A 20,582-nucleotide genomic window follows, 5' to 3' on the forward strand; every position below is an offset into this window, starting at 1 on the left:
TGAGGTCCCCGATGAAGATCTATCGACACGTTTTGGTCCTGGTGCATGGCCGGCACGATGGTGAGGTGTTATTGCCACACGCCTGTCAGGTCGCGCGCCAGAATGAGGCCCAGCTGACGCTCGGGCATATCAGCGGCGATTTGGCCGCGCTGCGTGGCATGTTGGATGTTAACCTGACGCGTATGGAGCAGCAGAGTATCAATGAGACGCGCCAGTTGCTGATGTCGTTAGTACATCAACAAGATTATCCGATCGATACGCAACAGATCGTGACTATCGACGCCCTCGACGATGTGCGCGCGTTCGTGACCAGCCAACAGGTGGACTTATTGATGCTGGGTCATCATAACCGCACGTTGGCCAAGTTTGTCTCCACCTCATTTGACTTTATCAATGGCCTTGAGACTGACGTTCTAGTGAAACACCTGTAAACCTAGGAGTAGAACATGAGCTTTGTGATCGATGACATTGTCGCCCGCGAGATCCTCGACTCGCGCGGTAATCCTACGGTAGAAGTGGATGTACGCGTAGAGACGGGCGCCTGGGCGCGCGCGTCGGTACCCTCCGGCGCCAGCACCGGTTCGCGTGAGGCGGTCGAATTGCGCGATGGCGATAAGGCGCGTTTCGGTGGGCGCGGCGTACAGCAGGCGGTGGCCCATGTCAATGGCCCGCTACGCGAGGCGTTACGCGGTTATGATGTACGCCAGCAGGCGGCGATCGATGGGTGTATGTTGGCGCTGGATGGCAGCGATAATAAGTCCGTGCTCGGGGCTAACGCCATCCTCGGCGTCTCGCTGGCCTGTGCTCGCCTGGCGGCGCAGCTGACGCAGCAACCGTTGTATCGTTATATTGGTGGGTTGGGCGCGACGCTGCTGCCAGTCCCGTGTATGAACATCATCAATGGTGGGGTGCATGCGCGTTGGCAGGGGGCCGATTTCCAAGAGTACATGATCGCACCGTGGGGCGCGAGTTCGCTGCGCGAGGCGGTGCGCTGGGGCAGCGAGGTCTACCAAACGTTGCGTCAGGTGCTGTTGGATGCCGGTCTGAGCATCGGCGTCGGCGATGAGGGGGGCTTCGCCCCGCATGTACGCAGTAACCGTGAACCTTTGGCCTTGATCGTGCAAGCTATCGAGCGTGCCGGCTATCGTCCCGGCGAGGATATTGTGATTTGCATCGATCCGGCCTCTAGCGAGTTTTATCAGGATGGCATCTACCACTTACGCAGCGAGGATCGTCGTCTCACTGCTCAGGAGATGACCGACTACTATACGGATCTGCTCGATGACTTCCCCATCGTCTTGTTGGAGGATGGCTTGGCCGAGGATGACTGGAGCGGCTGGCGTCATCTCAACACCCGCCTGGGTCAACGCGTCGAACTGGTGGGCGACGATCTGTTCGTCACCAATGTGCGTTATATTCAGCGTGGCATCGATGAGCAGGTGGCGAATGCGGCGTTGATCAAGCTGAACCAGATCGGCACGCTGACGGAAACTATCGCGGCGGTTCAGCTCTGCCATCGCCACGACTGGGGGACGTTCATCTCGCATCGTAGCGGCGAGACGGTAGACAGTTTCATTGCCGATATGACCGTCGGGGTGCGCGCGGGTCATCTGAAGACGGGGGCCCCTTGCCGCGGTGAACGCATCGAGAAATATAATCAACTGATGCGCATCGAGGATCAACTGGGGGCGGCGGCACAGTTTGCCGGGAAACACGCCTTCAAACGCCGTTAAGGCCCATTAATCTTCACGGCGCGATCCAGCGGGGTCGCGCCGTTTTTTTCGCCGCCATCCGCCTTTCTCATCGACCATCTCTCCCGCTCCTTTGCGCGAAATTCCGCCTTCCTCGTTGGCGCGTCACCGTGGCGTGTAGAAAAGAGGTTGTCAATCTGAGGTCCGCTATCTATAGTTACTATGATGGGACTTTTCTAAATATTTATAATAATTTCAATATATTATTTTTCTTATCTAACGGTGACTCCAGTATGAGGCCACAGGGGAATGATGGATCTTTTTGGCGATGATCGGCACCGCTCGATGGCGTTGTATGGTGATCCGGCGCAACCGCGCCGGCGCTTTACCCGTCGGCGTGCGTGGTTCCTCATGCTACTCGGGATACTGATGGTCGCGATCGCCGGCTTACATCTCGCCTATCTCCCCCATTATGCCTTGCAGCGCTTTAATGGCTTCGCCTTTGCATTGGAGTTAGTGGACTATTTGACGGTATTGCTGATGTTGGTGGCGGTGCAATACTCGGCGCTGGATCGCCCCGCCTACCTCTGCCTGACCTTTGGCTTGTCCCTGTGGCTGTTGAGTGGTTTGCTGAATTTATTGGATGAGATTGTCGTACAACCCGTCCTGCTAGGCGATCTAGAGGATGTTTTACACAGTCTGGGGATGTTGATCGGCGCCTGGGGTGGGGGCTATACCCTGCGTTATCTGGCGCGGGTGCGCGCGCGGTTACGTTACCTGGCGATGTTTGACGATCTGACCGCTTTGCCGAATCGACGCCATTTCTACTCCTACCTGATGTCACGCCCACAACCGCGCCAGATCGGGTTGATGATCATCGATCTGGATCACTTCAAACGGGTCAATGACGAGTTTGGTCATACCGTCGGCGATCGCGTGTTATTTCAGTTTGGTCGCCTGCTGCGTGCCGAGTTTACCCATCATGCGTTTCCGGCGCGCATCGGCGGTGAAGAGTTCGCCTTGGTGCTGGAGCAGAGCGATTGCGCCAGCGTGACCGCGAGCGCACAACGTCTGTTACAGCGTGCCAGCATGATCCGCATCGCCGAGGAGCGGATGCTCAGCGTCAGCATCGGGGTCGGCATCAGTACCCCCGATGAGATGTTGGAGTCGTTCATCCATCGCGTCGATGACGCGCTCTATCAGGCGAAGGGGGCGGGGCGAGGGACCTACCGCTGGAGCCCTGACGGCACGCCACACGCCGCGCGTTATACCCCCCACCTTGATGAGGAGAAACCTCGACAATAGGGGCTATTCCCCGTCCGGAGCACCATGCGATCGCGTGCTGGCGGGTGGGCGAGGTAGGGTGATGCCCCGATCGGCGAACACGCGTTGGGCGACGCGAATGGCGTTGAGCGTACGCGGTAGGCCGGCGTAAGGGATAAGATGGATCAGCGTGTCGAGGATCTTTTTCGGTGCGACCGCGACATTCAGCGCGTTGTTGATATTGGCGGTTAACTCCGCCTCACAACTGCCGAGAGTGGCCAAGGCGCTGATGGCGGTGAGGGTCTTTTCTCCCGGGCTGAGGCCGGGTCGGGCATAGATTTCGCCAAAGACAAACTCGACGATATAGCGTTGGATTTCCGGTGCGACGTCCCCTATCTCATCGCTCAGATGGTGTTTACTTTGCTGCGTATAGTAGTCAAATACTTGTTTCCCCTGGTCATAACGGCTCATCGCTCTCTCCTCTCGTGTCATCATCCTCGGGGTGTCATATCGGTTAGTCTCGCGTTGCCATCTTGCCGTGCGAGCGCGACGCTGTGAAGCGGCAGCCATTCCGATTTTGACGAGATCCGTTGAGGGGATGGGGAGAGGTGGGTAAACATGATTGGCGAGCAGAAACAAAAAAACCAACCGCAATGGTTGGTTTTTTTAGGGAATTTTGGTCGGCACGAGAGGATTTGAACCTCCGACCCCTGACACCCCATGACAGTGCGCTACCAGGCTGCGCTACGTGCCGAACTGGTTTTGTATACTACCGTTTTCCTCACCATTTGCAACCCATCACGCGATCGATCGCTGTTGTTTTAGGCAGTTAGTTGGCAATAAAGCGTTTTACGTCGGTCAGCACCTGCAACAACAGCGGCAGTGGCAGCTGTTCACCCGTCAGCTCACGATCCTCGCGGTCATAGGTGCGATAGCTCCCATTGCGGTTGAGCACGATGGTTTGCTGCGGGGTGACGATCACCAGATCGCGCCCATCGCCGAGCGTCAACCAATTGTGGCGACGGCTGGCGGCGAACAGATCTTCGCCCTGGGTGTAGTTGAGCGCTCGGCTATCGACGTGGAGCAGCCGTTGCATCAGGGTGGCCATCACATCCTCGTGGCTGGTCATCTTAGCGATCGATTGTGGCGTGGTGCCAGGCCAATGGACGATCAGCGGAACCTGGAGCTGATGACGTCGATAGGCATTATTCCCCGGCGCCTCGTTGTCGGCGGTTAAACCGTGGCTGGCGGTGATCACCACCACCGTCTTAGCCAGATCATGGCGCGCCCGCAGGGCATCGATCATCGCGGCGATCTGGCCATCTAACTGTTGGGCGGCGCGTGGATAGCGGCTGGCGGCACTCCCGCTCGGGTTACTGCCGCTGGTGGTGCCGTTAAGATTGACATAGGCAAACCACGGGTGCTGTGAGGTCTGGGTGTCTAACCAACTCTCCCATTGGCGCACGGTCGCGGCGTCACTCTGCTTCTGCGGAGTGGGGAGGGTAAAGTCACTAAACAGCGCCTGGCGGTACAGGGGCGCGTTGAAGCCATCGGAGGAGAAGAGGCCGAACTGATAATGCTGGTGTGCCAGTGCACTGATCAGCGCCGAAGACTTACGCCCAGCGAGGATGCTGTCCAAATAGTTGGGCGAGATACCATAAAACAAGCCGAATAACCCGCTATCGACGGCGCTACCGGTGCTGTAGTGTTGGCTAAAGTTCAGGCTGGTCGTGGCGAAGGCGGCCAAGTCCGGCATGTTCTGCGCCAGATCGTCGCTTTGCAGACCGTCGGCGACGATCATCAGGAGATTCAGCCCGGCGCCCTGGTCACTGTAGCTGAGCTCCCCCAAGGGGTATTCGATGGCGACCGCCTCTGGGTTACCGGTCCGAATCAGCCGCTCCTGATAGGCTTGGGCGTTCAACAGGCCGTGCTTCTCCAGGAAGCGTCGTGCCGTCATCGGATAGGAGAGTGGCAGATTCGCGCGCTGCATGGTGATCGGCCGGTAGAAGTTGGCATCCGCCCAAATATAGATCAGGTGTGAGGCGAGAAACGAGACAATAAACAATGCCGCCAACGGTTTACCGAAGGTCTGCCGGTTCAAGCTACGCAGCTTCTGCCAGCTCCAGGTACCGAAGAGCATCTCGATCAGGAACAGCACCGGGACGCAGATGAACATCAACTGCCAGTCGCGGGATAACTCGCCCTGGGACGGATTGACCACCAGCTCCCACACCAGGGGATTCAGGTGGAGATGGAAGCGTGTGAATACCTCGCTGTCGATCAGTAACAGCGTGAGCCCGGCGGTGGCGACCGCCGCCGAGAGAAAGCGCAGCAGACGCTGCGACATGACGACAAAGGTTAACGGAAACAGCGTCAGTAGGTAGACGGCAAAGCCGAGAAAGCTGAAGTGTCCTAGCCAACTCACAATGGCATAGACGCGTCCCGCGAGGGTAGCGGGCCAGTCGGCGATAAACAGGTAACGGCTGCCCAGCAGCAGCGCCAGCAGAATGTTGAACAGGGCGAACCAGTGCCCCCAGCTGATCATCTGGGAGACTTTTTCACGATAGCGCTGACGGTTGGTTACCATAAACTCTGTCTGTTTCCGTCGAATCCATACTCGGAGGATTTAGTGGGCGTTGTCTTCCCGAATGGAAGCCTGTAATGCCTCGGCAAAAGAGCGAGCGATCATGCGGCGTTGTGCGGGCGCAACGCTGCTGTTAATCAGGTTGGTTACCATGTTGCCCAGCACCATCAGTGACAGATCGGTGGGGGCATGTTGCGATTCTAGTACGTTGACCAGATCAGTGAGCAGTTGTTCAACGCGTTGATCGCTGTAACGGGATGATTGTGGCATATAAAGAGACCATCGATGACTGACAAAGTCACACATATTACCCGATGGGCGGCGGATTTTCTGCAGTTTTCTGCATACGCCGCATCGATGAGCGGAGCGCCCCTTGCGAGGGCCGGGCAACGGTGTTTGAATACGCGCCTATATCAGGCTGAGGATAACAGGAGTAAACAATGAGTCTGGATCTGGAGAACATCGCGCTGCATCAACTGGTGAAACGCGATGAACAGCAGTTGGAGGTCGTGTTGCGCGACTCGTTGTTGGCGCCGAGTGCCGTCGTCGACGAGACCATGGCGGAGCTGCACCGGGTCTACAACGCCAAGAGCAAGGCCTATGGCACTTTTACTCCCGACAGCGAGTTGGCGCAGGCGCTGACCCACTATCGTAAAGGGGAGGACACCTTTCTGCAATTCAGCCGGGCGGCGACCGGGCGCTTGCGCGATGAGCTGGCCAAGTATCCGTTTGCCGATGGGGGGATCGTGCTGTTTTGCCAGTATCGTTATCTGGCGGTGGACTACCTGTTGGTCGCGGTGCTCAACAATTGCAACAGCATGCGTGTCAATGAGCAGCTGGATCTCAGCGCCACGCACTACCTGGATATCATGCACGCCGACATCGTCGCGCGTATCGATCTGACCGAGTGGGAGACCAATCCGGCCTCCCAGCGCTATCTCTCCTACCTAAAGGGACGGGTTGGTCGCAAGGTGGCCGACTTCTTTATGGATTTCCTCGGCGCGCAGGCGGGGTTAGACGCCAAGGTGCAGAATCGTGGCCTGCTTCAGGCGGTGAGCGATTATTGCAACGAAGGGCAACTGGACAAGAACGAGCGTCAGGCGTGCCGTCAGCAGGTGTATGACTATTGCAACGAACAGTTGCAGGCGGGTGAGGAGATTGCCCTGGAGGCGCTATCACGCGAGATCCCGACGGTTGGCGAGCAGAGTTTTCAGCAATTTACCGCCGAGCGGGGCTATGAGCTGGAGGAGCATTTCCCGGCGGATCGCAGCACCCTGCGTCAGTTGACCAAGTATGCCGGTAGCGGTGGCGGCCTGACCATCAACTTCGACGCCATGCTGTTGGGTGAGCGCATCTTCTGGGATGCCCAGACCGATACCCTAACGATTAAGGGAACACCGCCGAACCTGCGCGATCAGCTGCAACGTAACGGTAGCGGGCGCTGAGTCCGCAATGGGAGGCGGGTGGCCGCCTCCTGTGCACGACAGGCGAAAAAAAACGCCGCTAAAGCGGCGTCTTTTTTACTGATCTGAATCCGAACGGCGATTAGGCGCGAACGAAGTCGATGTGGCTCAGTTTCGGCTTGTACGGATGACGCTGTACCGCCTGAACTTTTACTTTGATTTCTTTGCCGTCGACAACCAGGGTCAGCACTTCGCCGTAGAAACCGTCTTTTTCAGACATGTTCATGGTAGAGTCGTGGTCCAGGGTGATGGTCAGCGCGTCTTCTTTACCACCATAAACGATTGCCGGGAATTTGCCGGCGCTGCGCAGGCGGCGGCTCGCACCCTTACCCTGCTCGTTACGTACTTCTGCATTGATAGTTAACATAGATCTATCTCGATAAAAAAATGAAGTCCGCCACAGGCGACCCAGCAGCAGACGGGATAGTGTGCCTTGCCTCGGCAAAGCGGGCGGCATTCTAGCCGATCTGCGTCGGGACGGCAAATAAATTAGCCGCGCAGTTGATACGCCTTGCGATAACGTCCTTGGTAATCAAACACCTTTTGCCGTATTTGCCAGAATTGCCCCTTGCGGCGCGCTACCACGAAGTCGGGGGCGCGTAGCGCGTCTTGCTGGGCGACGATGTCCGCCGCCTGGTGCCAAGCCAGCTCGCATCCCGGCGCCCGTTGGTGCGGGCGTAAGAACAGCTGGGCGAAGGCGGTACGCTGGGCCGGCGTCGTCAGACGGAAGCGCTCACTGACATCGGCACCGTCCTCGTCGTAATAGGTGATCTGGAGCCACTCACCTTTGGCGTCCTCGCCATGGCGTAGCTGCATGCCGGCGCAACGTAACACCAAGGCATCCTTCAGTTTCAGCGCCGCCTTGAGCATATCGTCGGCATCGACGAGGAGCGCCGCGCACTGATGGCAACGTCGGGCGGCGATATCGTTTTCTGCGTTGCACTGCGGGCAATGTTTAAAGCGGAAGCGGTAATCGCACTGCTCGCGCGCCCCCTCGTCATCCTCGAAGTAACCCTGACAGCGGCGTCCATAGTGCTCGATGATGCGCCCCTGGGCGTCGCATTTACCCCAGAAGGTGTTGGCGAAGCCACAGGCCGGGCAGAACACCTGTACCGGTTGGCTGTCGGCGTGCGGTTTGTGGCTGCCCACTTCGGGGCTATATAGGTCGTGTGGGTTCCCGGCGTAATCGAGGATCAGGCAATCCTGTTTCCCTTCGCACAGGCGCAGCCCACGGCCGACGATCTGCTGATACAGGCTGACGGACTCCGTCGGGCGCAGGATGGCGATCAGATCGACATGCGGGGCGTCGAAGCCGGTGGTCAGCACCGCCACGTTAACCAGGTAGTGTAAGCGCTGCGCCTTGAAGGCGTCGATGATCTCATCCCGCTCCTGATACGGCGTGGTGGCGCTGATCAGCGCCGCACTGCCGGTGGGTAACAGCCCCAGCACCTCTTGCGCATGCTCGATGGTGGCGGCGAAGATCATCACGCCCCGGCGGTTGGCGGCATACTCCTCGATCTGGCTGACGATGTGCGGGGTGATGCGTTGCTGGGCGCGTAACTCGCGATTGAGATCATCCTGGCTGAACAGCCCGCTCTCCGAGGGTTGCAGACGGCTAAAGTCATACTGTACCACCGGCATGTCCAAGCGCTCTGGCGGTACCAGGAAGCCGTGGCGGATCATGTAGCGCAACGGCAGCTCATAGATACAGGTCTGAAACAGACAGTCGGCGTCGCCCCGCACCATGCCATGGTAGTGATAACGGTAGATCCAGCCTTTACCGAGGCGGTAGGGGGTCGCGGTCAGGCCGAGCAGGCGTAAGCGAGGATTATGGCCGCGCAGGTGTTGCAGGATCTGCTGGTACTGACCCTCTTCGCCGTCACCGATACGGTGACACTCGTCGACGATCAGCAGCGAGAAGGCGTCGTCGAAGTCGGCCAGGTTACGGGCAACCGACTGCACGCTGCCGAACACCACCTTGGCCTGGCTGCCCTTCTGGTTTAGACCGGCGGCATAGATGTCGGCCTCCAGCCCCCAGGCCAGATATTTGGCGTGATTCTGCGCCACCAGCTCCTTGACGTGGGCCAGGACTAATACCCGCCCACGCGCCAGGCGGGCCAGTTCGGCGATCACCAGACTCTTGCCGGCACCGGTTGGCAAGACGATCAGGGCCGGTTCGTCATGTCGCCGGAAATAGGCCAGCGTGGCCTCGACGGCCTCACGCTGGTAGGGGCGAAGGGTAAAGGCCATCAGTGACGGCAGATCTTATTCGCCTGGGTGGTGAAGCCACCGTCGGCGGGGACGAACTTGCCGCGCGCCGCCAGCAGATCCACCAGCTCAGCGGCGCTGAGATCGGTCGCGGAGCAGGTGTGAAAACGGGCATCGGCGCCGAAACGCTGTGCGATGGCGGCGATCAGCGTTTCGCGAGTATAGGGCGTCGCGCTGGCAAGCATCATGTGCATGACTTCGTGGCCGTGGATAGATGTGCTCATAGGAGAACCTCGATAGTGACGAGAATAGGGGCCCGTTCGGGGCAGGGGATTCAGTTTACTCATGGCACGCGCGAGATCCAGTGGCATGACGGCGTGGGGGCGATGGCTGCCGGGGGGCGCTCTATGCTAGACTGGACGATCTGCGTTCGTCGCGATCTCCGCGGCCCCGCTTGATCTTCGCCGTCGGCTTATGCTTACGCCGGAATCGGTTTTTATTCGCCTAGTAATAACAGAGCAGATTTAATGAGACTGGATAAATTTATCTCCCAGCAGTTGGGGATCAGCCGCGCGCTGGTCGCACGGGAGCTGCGTGCTCGGTACGTCACCGTCGATGGTGTGGTGGCGCGCAGTGGCTCGCTACAGATCACGGCAGAGCAGGAGGTCGCCTATCAAGGTAATGTGTTGACCTTTATCACCGGGCCGCGCTACTTCATGCTGAACAAACCGGAAGGGTATGTCTGTTCGACGGACGATCCCGATCATGCCACCATTCTCTACTTTATCGACGAGCCAATGGCCGAGAAACTGCATGCCGCCGGGCGCCTGGATCTGGATACCACCGGTCTGGTGCTGTTGACGGACGACGGCCAGTGGTCACACCGTATCACCTCGCCGCGTCATCATTGCGAGAAGACCTATCTGGTGACCCTGGAGCAACCGTTGGATCCTCAGACGGCGGAGCAGTTCGCTCAGGGCGTGCAGTTGCATGGCGAGAAGGATCTGACCAAACCGGCGCGTCTGGAGGCGTTGGATGAGCATCAGGTGCGTCTGACCATCAGCGAGGGGCGTTATCATCAAGTGAAACGGATGTTCGCCGCCGTGGGTAACCGGGTGGTGGCCTTGCATCGTGAGCGTATCGGTGCCATCGCGCTGGATGCGGCGCTGGCACCGGGCGAGTACCGGGCATTGAGCGACGACGAAGTCGCCAGCGTCCTGGCGCCCGGAGCATAAGGATGGGCGAACGGAAGGGATCTCACCTGGGATTGATCTTGATCCTCGGGCTATTATCGATGTTGATGCCGTTGGCCATCGACATGTATCTGCCCAGCCTGCCGGTGATCGCCGCGCAGTTCGGTGTCTCCGGTGGCGAGGTGCAGATGACGTTGAGCGCCTACACCCTGGGTTTCGCCGGCGGTCAGCTGCTGTATGGGCCGTTGGCCGACAGTGTGGGGCGCAAGCCGGTGATCCTGTTTGGTACCCTGTCGTTCGCCTTGGCCGGTGCCGCCTGTGCCCTGGCGCAGAGTATCGATCAGCTGATCGTTCTGCGTCTGCTGCATGGCCTGTCTGCCGCCGCCGCCAGCGTGGTGATCAATGCCCTGATGCGCGATATGTTCAGTAAGGATGAGTTCTCGCGCATGATGTCCTTCGTGGTGCTGGTGATGACCGTCGCCCCGCTGCTGGCCCCATTGTTGGGTGGGGCGTTGATGCTGTGGTTTAGCTGGCACGCCATCTTCTGGGTGATGGCCGTGGCGGCATTATGCGCCACACTGCTGGTGGCGCGCTTTATCCGCGAGACCTTGCCGCGTGAGCGGCGTCAGCCCTTCCGCCTGTATACGACGCTGACCAATTTCGCCACGCTGTTTCGCCACCGGCGAGTGCTGAGTTATATGTTGGCCAGCGCCTTCTCCTTTTCCGGCATGTTCTCTTTCTTCAGCGCCGGCCCGTTTGTCTATATCGAGTTACACGGTGTTTCGCCGCAGCACTTCGGTTACTACTTCGCCTTGAACATCGTATTCCTGTTCCTGATGACCACCCTTAATGGCCGCCATGTGCGCCGTCAGGGCGCGCAATCGATGCTACGCATTGGTCTGGCGGTACAGTTCATGACGGGGCTATGGCTACTGGCCTGCGTCTCGCTCGATTGGGGGTTTTGGGCCTTGGTGCTCGGCGTGGCGGCCTATGTCGGTTGTATCGCCATGGTGTCATCGAATGCCATGGCGGTGATCCTGGACAGTTTCCCGCACATGGCGGGCACCGCCGCCTCACTGGCCGGCACCCTGCGTTTTGGCCTCAGTGCGCTGGTCGGCGCCTTGCTGGCACAGTTACCGATCACCTCGGCTTGGCCTCTGGTTGGGTCGATGGCGTTGTGCAGTACCTCGGCGATGGCGCTGTTTCTGTATGCGGCACGATCGGCGCTACCGGCAAGGTAGATCACCCGTTGCGACGTCGTGGAGGGGAGAGATGTCGCTTCTGTTAGGAGTATGTAATTAAGTTCGCTTGGGCACGGATAGAAAAATTGGAAATTTAATTGAATTTACGCGATTCAGCATTTACGTTGTGATTTTTTTGTGAAAAAATTGTGCCGTGTTTCCGAGCAAGGTATTAACGTGAACAATTTCCAGCTTTCGATCGTTCATCGGTTGCCGCGACCTTATCGCTGGGCATCGGGAGGTACCGGTGTCCAGGTGGAGCCGCTCTCCGAGCCGGAGTCGCAGAAGGCGGATGACCGGCTGATCGGGATTCAACTGCTCAGTCAGCGCGGTGAGGCGGCATGGCAGGTGATGCGTGACCTGGATCTCTCCCTGCAAGAGATGCAGGTTTCCAGCACTATCGTGGCGCTGGAAGGCGAACCCTGCCTGTTTGTCCATGCCGATGATGAGAGCACGGTGATGTGCCGGCTGAAGAATGCCGGTGTGGTCATCGCCGAACCCATGGCACAACCCATCTTTATTTGATCCCTGTGGTGTCCCGCTCGGCGGAGTGCCCCAGACAGGGGGACGGCGTCGGCGCTAGGCGTGCGGCGCGATTCACATCATACCACCAGTAATCCCATCCAAGATCATACGGCACCGGCTGTGACGGCATGGCGAAGCGATCCCAATAGGCGATACGTCGCTGTGGGGTATACCACAGCGGCAACATGAACGCATTCCAGGTTAATACCCGATCGAGCGCTCGTCCCAATGCTAACAGCGACGGAGGATCGTCTTGTCGGGCGACGATCGCCGCGAGGAGGGTATCTACCGCCGGATTGCGTACATTAGCGAGATTGGCGCCGTCATCGGCGTAGCGCGAGCCCCAGCGCGCCAGTAAGGCGGGCGAGGGGTAGGGCGTGGCGGGATAGATGACGGGGATCATGCCGAAGTCATGCCGCCGAGCCAGCGTGGCGAACTGAGCGCGCGGGGCATAGCGGATATGCATCACGATACCCAACGCGGCGAGACGATCGCCTAGGGCGGCGACATAGTGCAGCTGGCTGGCGTAGGGCAGCAAGAGGGTAAAGGCGAAGCGTTGTCCGCTATGCGTGTTGATCAGGCGCGCACCCTGGCGCCGCCAGCCCGCCTGAGCCAGCAGCACCTCGGCCTGGCGCAGGGCATCCTTGCCATGCCCTCCCGGCTGATAGATATGGTGGAAGAGGGCGGGCGGCAGTTGCCCCTGTAGCGGCGCCAGCCAGAGCAATTCGGCGGCGTCGGGGTAGCTGTGTGCCGCATAGGGGGTTTGCTGAAAGTAGCTGTTGGCGCGGCGGTAGGCCGCGTGATACCAGCGCCGATTGAGCGTCGGGAAGTCGAAGGCCAACGAAATAGCCTGGCGTACCCGTCGATCGTGAAACAGCGGGAGCTGCGTGTTGAAGGCGAGCCAGCGCGTCGCCTGGGCGGCATGGCTGTCGCGTACCTGGAGTATGATCTGTCCTTGGCGTACGGCGGGTCCCGTATATTGTTGTGCCCAAGCGGCGGGCGAGCGCTCCAGGCGGGCATCCAGCGCATCGTCGAGGAAGGCCGAGCGCGCCGCGGCGTCATTGGGATAATAGCGGTACGTCAGCGTGGTGAAGTTATCGCGTCCGCGGTTGACCGGCAGATCGCTAGCCCAGTAGTCGTCCAGGCGCTGGTAGGTCACCGAGTGGCCAAGCCGGTAGCAGGCGACGCGGTAAGGGCCGCTGCCGATGGGTGGCGTGTATCGCGGCCGATCCAGGCGCTGATGGCGCCAGGCATGCTGCGGCAAGATCGGCAGTTGGGTCAACAGCGCGAAGATGCGCGCCTTGTCGGGACCGGGCTGGTCGATGCGTACCGATAATGGGCTAAGCGGCCGTAGCGTGACGCCGCGAAAGCGCTGGCGAAACGTGGCCGGACCATGCTGCATCAACGCCTGAAAGCTGAAGACGACATCGGCGGCGCCGATCGGTGTGTGATCTTGAAAGCGGGCCTTTGGGTTAAGACGGATCTCGGCCCAGCGAAAGCGCCGATCGTAGCGGATCGCGGAGCCGATCAGGGGATAGGCACTGGCGGGTTCATCCGCCGATCGCGTGAACAGGGTATCGAACAGGCGGGCGCTGTGGATAGCCGGGGTGCCCTGTGCGGCATAGGGATTAAAGTTATCATAGCTGCCGAGGGCGGCGAGGCGTAAGGCGCCTCCCTTAGGGGCGGCCGGATTGGCATAGTCGAAGTGGTTGAAGCCCGCGGCGTAACGAGGCGGGCCGAGGAGGGAGAGGGCATAACGCTCGTCGATGTGATCGGCCTGGGCCGCCGCATAGGGCGAGCAGAACAGAAAGAGCGCCGCCAGCGGCCGCGCGATGGAGACAAACATGGCAAGCAGGCTCCAGAGAGTAAGCGTGGGGGCGCCAACGCGAGCGTGCCACACGGCGTGCGACCATAGGCCGCGGGATAGCGACCTCAGTATACGCTAGATGCGGCGGCATTGCCGAGCAACAGGGTAGGTCTGCGTCGGTGAAATGGGTATACTTGCCGCCCTGTATCCGTAATCCCCTCGAATCTGACGATGAAGAACAAGCCAGTTACACCGCCGGAGCGGCGGCAGAAAGCGCGCCTACACCCCCGTAACCGCCATCAGGGGCGCTACGATATGGCGGCGTTGTGTCAGGCCTCGCCGGCCTTGCGTCCGTTTCTACGCACCACCCCGCGCGGTGAGACGAGTATCGATTTCGCCGATCCCCTCGCGGTACGCGCCTTGAATCAGGCGTTGCTGGCGCAGGTGTACGGCATCGCCCAGTGGGATATCCCCGCTCAGTTTCTCTGCCCGCCGATCCCGGGACGTGCCGATTACCTGCACTATCTGGCCGATCTGCTGGCGAGCCAGTGCGCGGATGGTCAGATTCCGCGCGGCGCACAGACCTGTGTGCTGGACATCGGCACCGGTGCCAACTGTATCTACCCCCTGTTAGGGCAGGCTGAGTATGGCTGGCGTTTCACCGCCAGCGATATCTCGCCGCAGGCGCTGGCGGCGGCGGCGGCGATCATTCAGGCTAACCCGGGCATGGCGACGCGTATTCGCCTGCGGCGTCAGCGCCAGCCACAGGCGCTGTTTCACGGCATTATCAAGCCCGGCGAGCGTTACGCTGCGACGATGTGCAATCCGCCCTTTCACCGTGACGCCGCGGAGGCGGCGGCGGGCAGCCAGCGCAAGCGGACCAACCTCGGGCTGGCAACGACGGCGGCCGACTTGAACTTCGGCGGCCAGGCGGATGAGTTGTGGTGTCCCGGTGGTGAGCAGGGCTTCATTCTACGGATGATCGCCGAGAGCCGTGAGTTCGCCGAGCAGGTGGGCTGGTTCACCTCATTGGTGTCTCGGCGCGAGACGCTACCAGCCTTGCGTAAGGCGTTGCGGGCCGTTCAGGCGCGCGAGGTGCGCGAGGTCACGATGGCGCAGGGGCAGAAGGTCAGTCGCTTTATCGCCTGGCGCTTCTAGGCGCCAGATGTCACCCGGGGCGCCATCGCACGCCCCGGGTTTTATCCTCACCGCCAGTGGTATTACGCGACGTGTTGCAGGAATTCGCGCAGACGCTCGTTGGGCGGATTATGGATCAGCTGTTGCGGGCTACCATCGGCGCTGATACGGCCTTTATCGACGAAGATCAGCCGGGAGGCTACCTTTTCGGCGAAGCCGATCTCATGGGTCACGATCACCATGGTCATCCCCTCTTCGGCCAGATCTTTCATCACCGTCAGGACCTCATGGCGCAGTTCGGGATCCAGTGCCGATGTCGGCTCATCGAACAGCATCAGCTTGGGTTTCACCGCCAGGGCACGGGCGATGGCGACACGTTGTTGCTGCCCGCCGGACAGTTCGGAGGGGTAGTGGTGGGCGCGCTCCGACAGTCCCACCTTGGCGAGCAAGGTACGGGCGCGCTGCTCGGCGTCCGCCCGGCTCATGCCACGCACGCGGATCGGGCCGAACATGACGTTCTCCAGCGCGCTCAGGTGGGGGAACAGATAGAACTGCTGGAACACCATGCCCGCCTCCTGGCGGATCAGCCGCTCGTCCACCTTGGGATCGTTGACATCCATCCCATCGACCAACAGCTGGCCACGGCTGATCACCTCTAACTTATTGATGCAGCGTAATAGGGTGGATTTGCCCGAGCCGGATGGCCCGATGATCACCACCACCTCACCCGGCTGGATACGCAGGTTAATGTCGTGGAGGACGGCGGTCTGACCGAAGCTTTTATCGACGTTTTTAAATTCAATCATATAATTTTCAATCTTCTTTCCAGACGGCGTAAGACAAAGCTCAGGGCGAGCGTCATGATCAGGTAGATCACGGCGACGGCGCTCCAGATCTCCATGGCACGGAAGTTACCTGCGATGATCTCCTGCCCCTGGCGGGTCAGTTCGGCGACGCCGATGACGATAAACAGCGAGGTATCCTTGATGCTGACGATCCACTGGTTACCCAGCGGCGGCAGCATGCGGCGCAGTGCCAGTGGCATGATGACATAGCGCAGGGTATCGCGTCGTGACAGTCCCAATGCCAGCCCGGCCTCACGAAAGCCGCTGTGGATGGAGAGCACCGCACCGCGCGTGATCTCGGCGATATAGGCGCCGGAGTTGATCATGATGGTGACGACGGCGGCGGTAAAGGGATCGATACGCAGCGGCATCATCATCGGCAAGGCGAAGTAGATAAACATCACCTGTACCACGATGGGAGTACCACGGATCAGTTCGATGAACACTAGGGCGACGTGGTTACTCAGCCAGCCACCGAAGGCGCGGGCGAAGCCGGCGGCCAGACCGATGACCAGGCCGCCGAGTAGCCCTAGCACCGAGATCCAGAGGGTGAGTTTGGCGCCTTCCAGCAACAGCGGGATGGCATCCCAGATGGCGCTCCAATCAAACTGCATGTTGATTCTCCTGGTAAAACGAGGTTGTTACCGTGCAACGCCCAAGCGGGCAAAGGGGGCGCCCGGCGGGCGCCCAAAGCATGACGATTATTTCGGTTCGACGCCGAACCATTTTTTATAGATGGCGGCGTAGGTGCCGTTCTCTTTCAGGGTCTTCAAGGCACCATTAACTTGTTCACGCAACGCATCGCTGCCTTTCGGGAAGGCGATGCCATAAGCCTGGGCTTCCAGTGAGTCGCCCACCGCCTTGAACTGGCCGTTACCGGCGGTCTGGATAAAGTAGAGGATGTTCGGGGTATCATGCAGCACGGCGTCGGCACGGCCGGTCGCCAGCTCCAGATAGGCGTTATCGATGTTGGGGAATTGACGCAGATCCTTGCTCTTCACGTGCGCCTTCGCATAGTCCACCCCGGCGGTACCACTCTTGACGGCCACCACCTTGCCATCCAGATCCTTAATCCCTTTGATCTCGGCGTTATCGCTCTTGACCATCACCATCAGGCCGCTGTTGTAGTAGCCGTCGGAGAAGTCGATGGCTTTCTTCCGCTCTTCAGTGATGCTGATCCCGGCCAGCGCCAGATCGACGTTATGGGTTTGCAACGCCGGAATGATGCCGCTGAAGTCCATCGGCTTCAGGGTGTAGTTCAGGTGCAGTTGCTTGGCGATGGCCTCCCACAGATCGATATCGAAACCGACATACTTGTCACCTTTCTTGAACTCAAAGGGGACAAAGGCCGTGTCGGTGGCGACGATCAGCGGTTTTTCCGCGGCCTGAGCGCCGAGGGCGAAGGTCAGGGCCAGTGCGGCTACAGAGGCTTTCAACAGTGATTTCATTGTAATGGTTCCTTGTCGTGGCGATAACCCGCTGCGCGGTGTCCCGTGGTGCTGCGCGTCAGCGACGCGAATCAGGACACCGCCTCATCTATTCCTGAACAGTAATGAAAGAAACGTGCCAATAATTTATTTTTATTTGTAATCAATCTATTAAAAGTATTTTTGCCATTAATGCCTATCGGGCGAGCGCGTGAGCACCATAAACTTGCACCATTTTTGTGCATTGTGAGTTGTTTTGGTGCAGAGAAGGGGCGACGGTTGAGCGGGATTGGTGCAGTGCGGGAGATTGAGCGAAATAACGGCAGGTATCGTCTTCATTGTAGAGGAATTTTTATACAATCTTTCAGCGCTCCGCGACGGTGCGGGCGCACCATGGCGGAGCGTAGGCGCCTGGCTTAGCCGTGTGTCGCCCGATAGTGCTGTCGCGTCAGCCAGAGCGCGACGCCTTGGCGGCAGGCCTCGAAGCAGGGCTGTGGTAGCTGACGCGGATCGCACCACTGCCAGCCTTCACACTTATGCGGTTCGCAGCGTTGCGCCTCGCCCACGCTCGGGGCTGCCACCTGCATAATGATGGAGACGGTATGTACCCCCTCGTCGCGCCAGGTCTGTAGATTGTTGGTGACACCGACGAAGTGTGGTGTGGCTATCTGCAGCGCGCACTCTTCGGCCACTTCACGTATCGCCGCCTGCTCGAAGCTCTCGCCGGCCTCGACGTGGCCGCCGGGGATCGACCAATAGGGGGCGTGGCTGCCACAGCGTTTTCCCATGAGGATCTGGCCGTCCGCATTCACGATGATCACGCCGACCCCTACGTTTACTGCCATCTCTATTCCTCCATCAGCAAATTTCAGCTCTACCATTGTCGCACGTGAGATCGCGGGATGACAGCCTTCAGCAAAAATGTGCTGAAGGTCTAAAATTTAATCAGGCTTCGGGAGAAGTGCTTGCGTAACCCGGCGAGAAATACCACACTTCAAGAAACGATTCAGCGTCGTCATGGTGGCCCAGCAACGTAAAGATGGTCCATTTTTTACCTCATGAAGCTGAAACGATTCAATTCGCCGGCGGCGCTTGGTGCAGGCGCGACAACGAGGAGCATCCATCTATGTTTCATCTGACCCCACAGGATATTCACCTGGCTGCGGAAGCAGGAAATAAAGAAGAGGCCATCCGGCAGGTTGCGGCGGCCTTGGTTCAGGCCGGCTATGTCGGCGAGGGCTATGTACAGGGCATGTTACAACGTGAGAAGCAGACGCCGACCTACCTGGGCAATGGCATCGCCATTCCTCACGGCACCACCGACACGCGAGATCAGGTGCTGAAGACCGGCGTTCAGGTGTTTCAGTTCCCGCAGGGGGTAGATTGGGGCGAGGGGGAGCGCGCCTATGTGGCGATCGGGATTGCCGCCAAGTCCGACGAGCACCTGGCGCTGTTGCGTCAGCTGACGCATGTGCTGGGTGACGAGAGCGTCAGCCGCGAGTTAGCGCAAACGACCTCGGCAGAGACCCTGCGCAGCCTGTTGCTCGGCGAGCGTAGCATTGCCGAGTTTCGCTTCGATATCAGCATGATTACCCTGGATGTAGAGACGGATAACCTGATGACGCTGCAGGCGCTGAATGCCGGGCGTTTGCAGCAATGTGGTGCGGTGGGGGGAGAGTTTGTCAGCGATGTCATTCGTCGTCCGCCACTGTGCCTCGGCCAAGGGATCTGGCTGTGTGATAGCGCGCTGGGCGTCAGCGCCAGCGCGGCGGCCGTGGCGCGTCCGCGTCAGCCGTTTGAGGTCGATAGCGAGCAAGTGGCCTTGTTGCTGACGGTCGCCATGGCCGATGCCCAACCGGAAGGGATGCTGGATTATCTGAGTCGTTTGCTGCGACAGCAACAAGCTGAACGCCTGCTGACGGCTCAGAGCGCGGCGGAGGTGCTGGCCTTGCTGACCAGCGAGCTGACGGATCAGCAACTCAGCCTGAGTGCCGAGTTTACCATCCGCAATGAGCATGGATTGCATGCCCGTCCGGGCGCACAACTGGTGAGTACCATCAAGCAATTTGCAAGCCAGATAACCGTTGCCAACCTTAATGGCAGTGGGATTCCGGTCAATGGCCGCAGTCTGATGAAAGTCGTCGCACTGGGGGTTAAAAAAGGCCACCGCCTGCGTTTCACTGCCAGCGGCAGTGATGCGCAGCAGGCTTTAGACGTTATTGGTCAGGCCATCGCAGATGGCCTCGGCGAGGAAATATCATGAGTAGACGAGTAGCAACCATCACCTTAAACCCGGCTTACGATCTGGTGGGCTATTGTGCCGAGATCGAGCGAGGTGAAGTCAACCGGGTGCAGACCGCCGGGTTGCATGCCGCGGGTAAGGGGATCAACGTCGCCAAGGTGCTGAAGGATCTGGGCATCGATGTGACGGTAGGCGGTTTCCTGGGGAGAGATAACCAAGATGGCTTTCAGCAGCTGTTCAGCGAGCTGGGTATTGCCAATCGCTTCCAGGTGGTGCCAGGGCGTACGCGCATTAACGTGAAGCTGACGGAGAAGGATGGGGCGGTCACCGACTTTAACTTCTCCGGCTTCGATGTCAGCAAGAATGACTGGGATCGTTTCGTCAACGATTCGCTCAGTTGGCTGGGGCAGTTCGACATGGTGTGTGTCAGCGGCAGCCTGCCGGCTGGCGTGGCGGCAGACGACTTCACCGACTGGATGCGTCGTCTGCGTAGCCAGTGCCCCTGCATCATCTTCGACAGCAGCCGCGAGGCGTTGGTTGCCGGCCTGAAGGCGGCGCCCTGGTTGGTGAAGCCGAATCGTCGCGAGTTGGAGATCTGGGCGGGGCGTGCGCTGCCGACGCTGGCGGATGTGGTCAGCGCGGCGCATGCGCTACGTGACCAGGGCATCGCCCATGTGGTGATCTCCCTCGGCGCCGAAGGCGCGCTGTGGGTTAACGCCTCCGGCGCCTGGCTGGCGAAGCCGCCGGAAGTTGAGGTCATCAGCACCGTCGGTGCCGGTGACTCGATGGTCGGTGGGCTGATTTATGGTCTGATGATGCGTGAATCCAGTGAACATACCCTACGGCTGGCGACGGCGGTCTCCGCCTTGGCAGTCAGCCAGAGTAATGTGGGCATTACCGATCGGACTCAACTGGCGGCGATGATGGCACGCGTGGAGCTCGATCCTTTTAACTGA

Annotated in this window: 21 protein-coding genes and 1 tRNA gene; 10 read left to right on the top strand and 12 right to left on the bottom strand. The window is 59.6% G+C overall.

The window, feature by feature from the left end; translation table 11 throughout:
• Positions 1-11 precede the first annotated feature (11 nt).
• The 3 genes from DCL27_RS05425 (at position 12) to DCL27_RS05435 (ending at position 2,996) form a co-directional block, all read left to right on the top strand.
• Complete coding sequence (locus DCL27_RS05425; RefSeq protein WP_005288032.1) at positions 12-431, top strand: universal stress protein; 420 nt, start codon at positions 12-14, stop codon at positions 429-431.
• A gap of 15 nt (positions 432-446) precedes the next feature.
• A complete protein-coding gene (eno, locus tag DCL27_RS05430; protein WP_005294660.1) occupies positions 447-1,733 on the top strand; it encodes a phosphopyruvate hydratase in 1,287 nt (428 codons plus the stop codon).
• 267 nt (positions 1,734-2,000) lie between these two features.
• Positions 2,001-2,996 carry a GGDEF domain-containing protein gene (locus DCL27_RS05435; protein WP_035598439.1) on the top strand — a complete coding sequence of 332 codons (996 nt, stop codon included), beginning with the start codon at positions 2,001-2,003 and terminating at the stop codon, positions 2,994-2,996.
• A 3-nt stretch (positions 2,997-2,999) separates the two neighbouring features.
• Here the strand turns inward: DCL27_RS05435 and DCL27_RS05440 are convergent, their stop codons facing one another.
• The 4 genes from DCL27_RS05440 to DCL27_RS05455 form a co-directional block, all read right to left on the bottom strand.
• Entirely contained in the window at positions 3,000-3,425 is a 426-nt protein-coding gene (locus DCL27_RS05440; RefSeq protein WP_005294665.1) for a carboxymuconolactone decarboxylase family protein, read from the bottom strand.
• Positions 3,426-3,631: 206 nt separating this feature from the next.
• Positions 3,632-3,708, bottom strand: a tRNA-Pro gene (locus DCL27_RS05445).
• A gap of 75 nt (positions 3,709-3,783) precedes the next feature.
• Positions 3,784-5,541 carry an LPS biosynthesis-modulating metalloenzyme YejM gene (gene yejM, locus DCL27_RS05450; RefSeq protein WP_005288012.1) on the bottom strand — a complete coding sequence of 586 codons (1,758 nt, stop codon included), beginning with the start codon at positions 5,539-5,541 and terminating at the stop codon, positions 3,784-3,786.
• 39 nt (positions 5,542-5,580) lie between these two features.
• Positions 5,581-5,808, bottom strand: coding sequence for a YejL family protein (locus DCL27_RS05455; protein ID WP_005288010.1), 228 nt, complete (start codon positions 5,806-5,808; stop codon positions 5,581-5,583).
• 170 nt (positions 5,809-5,978) lie between these two features.
• On the opposite strand from DCL27_RS05455, the gene yejK reads away from it, so the two are divergent.
• On the top strand, positions 5,979-6,983 hold the full coding sequence (gene yejK / locus DCL27_RS05460; protein WP_005288003.1) for a nucleoid-associated protein YejK: 1,005 nt from the start codon (positions 5,979-5,981) through the stop codon (positions 6,981-6,983).
• Between the two features lie 100 nt (positions 6,984-7,083).
• Here yejK and rplY read toward each other — a convergent pair whose 3' ends face one another.
• From rplY to DCL27_RS05475, 3 genes are all read right to left on the bottom strand, one after another.
• Positions 7,084-7,368, bottom strand: a complete 285-nt coding sequence (gene rplY, locus DCL27_RS05465; RefSeq protein WP_005288000.1) for a 50S ribosomal protein L25 — start codon at positions 7,366-7,368, stop codon at positions 7,084-7,086.
• A 122-nt stretch (positions 7,369-7,490) separates the two neighbouring features.
• Positions 7,491-9,251 (bottom strand): DEAD/DEAH box helicase, encoded by a 1,761-nt coding sequence (locus DCL27_RS05470; protein ID WP_035596248.1) that lies wholly within the window; start codon positions 9,249-9,251, stop codon positions 7,491-7,493.
• Positions 9,251-9,493 (bottom strand): YecH family metal-binding protein, encoded by a 243-nt coding sequence (locus DCL27_RS05475; RefSeq protein WP_005287995.1) that lies wholly within the window; start codon positions 9,491-9,493, stop codon positions 9,251-9,253. The genes DCL27_RS05470 and DCL27_RS05475 overlap by 1 nt, the downstream gene beginning before the upstream one ends.
• Before the next feature lie 243 nt (positions 9,494-9,736).
• On the opposite strand from DCL27_RS05475, the gene rsuA reads away from it, so the two are divergent.
• From rsuA to DCL27_RS05490, 3 genes are all read left to right on the top strand, one after another.
• On the top strand, positions 9,737-10,444 hold the full coding sequence (rsuA, locus tag DCL27_RS05480; RefSeq protein ID WP_005287990.1) for a 16S rRNA pseudouridine(516) synthase RsuA: 708 nt from the start codon (positions 9,737-9,739) through the stop codon (positions 10,442-10,444).
• A 2-nt stretch (positions 10,445-10,446) separates the two neighbouring features.
• Positions 10,447-11,643, top strand: coding sequence for a Bcr/CflA family multidrug efflux MFS transporter (locus DCL27_RS05485; RefSeq protein ID WP_005287987.1), 1,197 nt, complete (start codon positions 10,447-10,449; stop codon positions 11,641-11,643).
• Between the two features lie 177 nt (positions 11,644-11,820).
• Positions 11,821-12,168 carry a YejG family protein gene (locus DCL27_RS05490; RefSeq protein WP_005294676.1) on the top strand — a complete coding sequence of 116 codons (348 nt, stop codon included), beginning with the start codon at positions 11,821-11,823 and terminating at the stop codon, positions 12,166-12,168.
• On the opposite strand, the gene DCL27_RS05495 is transcribed toward DCL27_RS05490, so the two are convergent.
• Positions 12,161-14,014: an extracellular solute-binding protein gene (locus DCL27_RS05495; RefSeq protein ID WP_005287982.1), complete on the bottom strand. Its 1,854-nt coding sequence runs from the start codon at positions 14,012-14,014 to the stop codon at positions 12,161-12,163. The two genes, DCL27_RS05490 and DCL27_RS05495, sit on opposite strands and share 8 nt — an antisense overlap.
• A 192-nt stretch (positions 14,015-14,206) precedes the next feature.
• Here DCL27_RS05495 and rlmF point away from each other — a divergent pair, with 192 nt between their 5' ends.
• Positions 14,207-15,133, top strand: a complete 927-nt coding sequence (gene rlmF, locus DCL27_RS05500; protein ID WP_005287979.1) for a 23S rRNA (adenine(1618)-N(6))-methyltransferase RlmF — start codon at positions 14,207-14,209, stop codon at positions 15,131-15,133.
• 62 nt (positions 15,134-15,195) lie between these two features.
• Here the strand turns inward: rlmF and glnQ are convergent, their stop codons facing one another.
• From glnQ to DCL27_RS05520, 4 genes are all read right to left on the bottom strand, one after another.
• Positions 15,196-15,918: a glutamine ABC transporter ATP-binding protein GlnQ gene (glnQ, locus tag DCL27_RS05505; RefSeq protein WP_005287976.1), complete on the bottom strand. Its 723-nt coding sequence runs from the start codon at positions 15,916-15,918 to the stop codon at positions 15,196-15,198.
• A complete protein-coding gene (gene glnP, locus DCL27_RS05510; RefSeq protein ID WP_005287972.1) occupies positions 15,915-16,571 on the bottom strand; it encodes a glutamine ABC transporter permease GlnP in 657 nt (218 codons plus the stop codon). The genes glnQ and glnP overlap by 4 nt, the downstream gene beginning before the upstream one ends.
• A gap of 87 nt (positions 16,572-16,658) precedes the next feature.
• Positions 16,659-17,405, bottom strand: coding sequence for a glutamine ABC transporter substrate-binding protein GlnH (gene glnH, locus DCL27_RS05515; RefSeq protein WP_005287968.1), 747 nt, complete (start codon positions 17,403-17,405; stop codon positions 16,659-16,661).
• A 395-nt stretch (positions 17,406-17,800) separates the two neighbouring features.
• Positions 17,801-18,229, bottom strand: coding sequence for a nucleotide triphosphate diphosphatase NUDT15 (locus DCL27_RS05520; RefSeq protein ID WP_035600058.1), 429 nt, complete (start codon positions 18,227-18,229; stop codon positions 17,801-17,803).
• A 281-nt stretch (positions 18,230-18,510) separates the two neighbouring features.
• Between DCL27_RS05520 and fruB the strand changes: the two genes are divergently transcribed.
• Both fruB and fruK read left to right on the top strand, forming a co-directional pair.
• Positions 18,511-19,647: a fused PTS fructose transporter subunit IIA/HPr protein gene (fruB, locus tag DCL27_RS05525; RefSeq protein WP_035600060.1), complete on the top strand. Its 1,137-nt coding sequence runs from the start codon at positions 18,511-18,513 to the stop codon at positions 19,645-19,647.
• Positions 19,644-20,582: a 1-phosphofructokinase gene (gene fruK / locus DCL27_RS05530; protein ID WP_035600063.1), complete on the top strand. Its 939-nt coding sequence runs from the start codon at positions 19,644-19,646 to the stop codon at positions 20,580-20,582. Before fruB ends, fruK begins: the two co-directional genes overlap by 4 nt.

The sequence above is a fragment of the Edwardsiella tarda ATCC 15947 = NBRC 105688 genome, from assembly GCF_003113495.2.
Lineage (GTDB): Bacteria > Pseudomonadota > Gammaproteobacteria > Enterobacterales > Enterobacteriaceae > Edwardsiella > Edwardsiella tarda.

Coding starts and splice junctions, on each gene's coding strand:
- DCL27_RS05425 (WP_005288032.1), top strand. CDS start 12: ATGAAGATCTATCGACACGTTTTGGTCCTGGTGCATGGCCGGCACGAT.
- eno (WP_005294660.1), top strand. CDS start 447: ATGAGCTTTGTGATCGATGACATTGTCGCCCGCGAGATCCTCGACTCG.
- DCL27_RS05435 (WP_035598439.1), top strand. CDS start 2,001: ATGATGGATCTTTTTGGCGATGATCGGCACCGCTCGATGGCGTTGTAT.
- DCL27_RS05440 (WP_005294665.1), bottom strand. CDS start 3,425: ATGAGCCGTTATGACCAGGGGAAACAAGTATTTGACTACTATACGCAG.
- yejM (WP_005288012.1), bottom strand. CDS start 5,541: ATGGTAACCAACCGTCAGCGCTATCGTGAAAAAGTCTCCCAGATGATC.
- DCL27_RS05455 (WP_005288010.1), bottom strand. CDS start 5,808: ATGCCACAATCATCCCGTTACAGCGATCAACGCGTTGAACAACTGCTC.
- yejK (WP_005288003.1), top strand. CDS start 5,979: ATGAGTCTGGATCTGGAGAACATCGCGCTGCATCAACTGGTGAAACGC.
- rplY (WP_005288000.1), bottom strand. CDS start 7,368: ATGTTAACTATCAATGCAGAAGTACGTAACGAGCAGGGTAAGGGTGCG.
- DCL27_RS05470 (WP_035596248.1), bottom strand. CDS start 9,251: ATGGCCTTTACCCTTCGCCCCTACCAGCGTGAGGCCGTCGAGGCCACG.
- DCL27_RS05475 (WP_005287995.1), bottom strand. CDS start 9,493: ATGAGCACATCTATCCACGGCCACGAAGTCATGCACATGATGCTTGCC.
- rsuA (WP_005287990.1), top strand. CDS start 9,737: ATGAGACTGGATAAATTTATCTCCCAGCAGTTGGGGATCAGCCGCGCG.
- DCL27_RS05485 (WP_005287987.1), top strand. CDS start 10,447: ATGGGCGAACGGAAGGGATCTCACCTGGGATTGATCTTGATCCTCGGG.
- DCL27_RS05495 (WP_005287982.1), bottom strand. CDS start 14,014: ATGTTTGTCTCCATCGCGCGGCCGCTGGCGGCGCTCTTTCTGTTCTGC.
- rlmF (WP_005287979.1), top strand. CDS start 14,207: ATGAAGAACAAGCCAGTTACACCGCCGGAGCGGCGGCAGAAAGCGCGC.
- glnQ (WP_005287976.1), bottom strand. CDS start 15,918: ATGATTGAATTTAAAAACGTCGATAAAAGCTTCGGTCAGACCGCCGTC.
- glnP (WP_005287972.1), bottom strand. CDS start 16,571: ATGCAGTTTGATTGGAGCGCCATCTGGGATGCCATCCCGCTGTTGCTG.
- glnH (WP_005287968.1), bottom strand. CDS start 17,405: ATGAAATCACTGTTGAAAGCCTCTGTAGCCGCACTGGCCCTGACCTTC.
- DCL27_RS05520 (WP_035600058.1), bottom strand. CDS start 18,229: ATGGCAGTAAACGTAGGGGTCGGCGTGATCATCGTGAATGCGGACGGC.
- fruB (WP_035600060.1), top strand. CDS start 18,511: ATGTTTCATCTGACCCCACAGGATATTCACCTGGCTGCGGAAGCAGGA.
- fruK (WP_035600063.1), top strand. CDS start 19,644: ATGAGTAGACGAGTAGCAACCATCACCTTAAACCCGGCTTACGATCTG.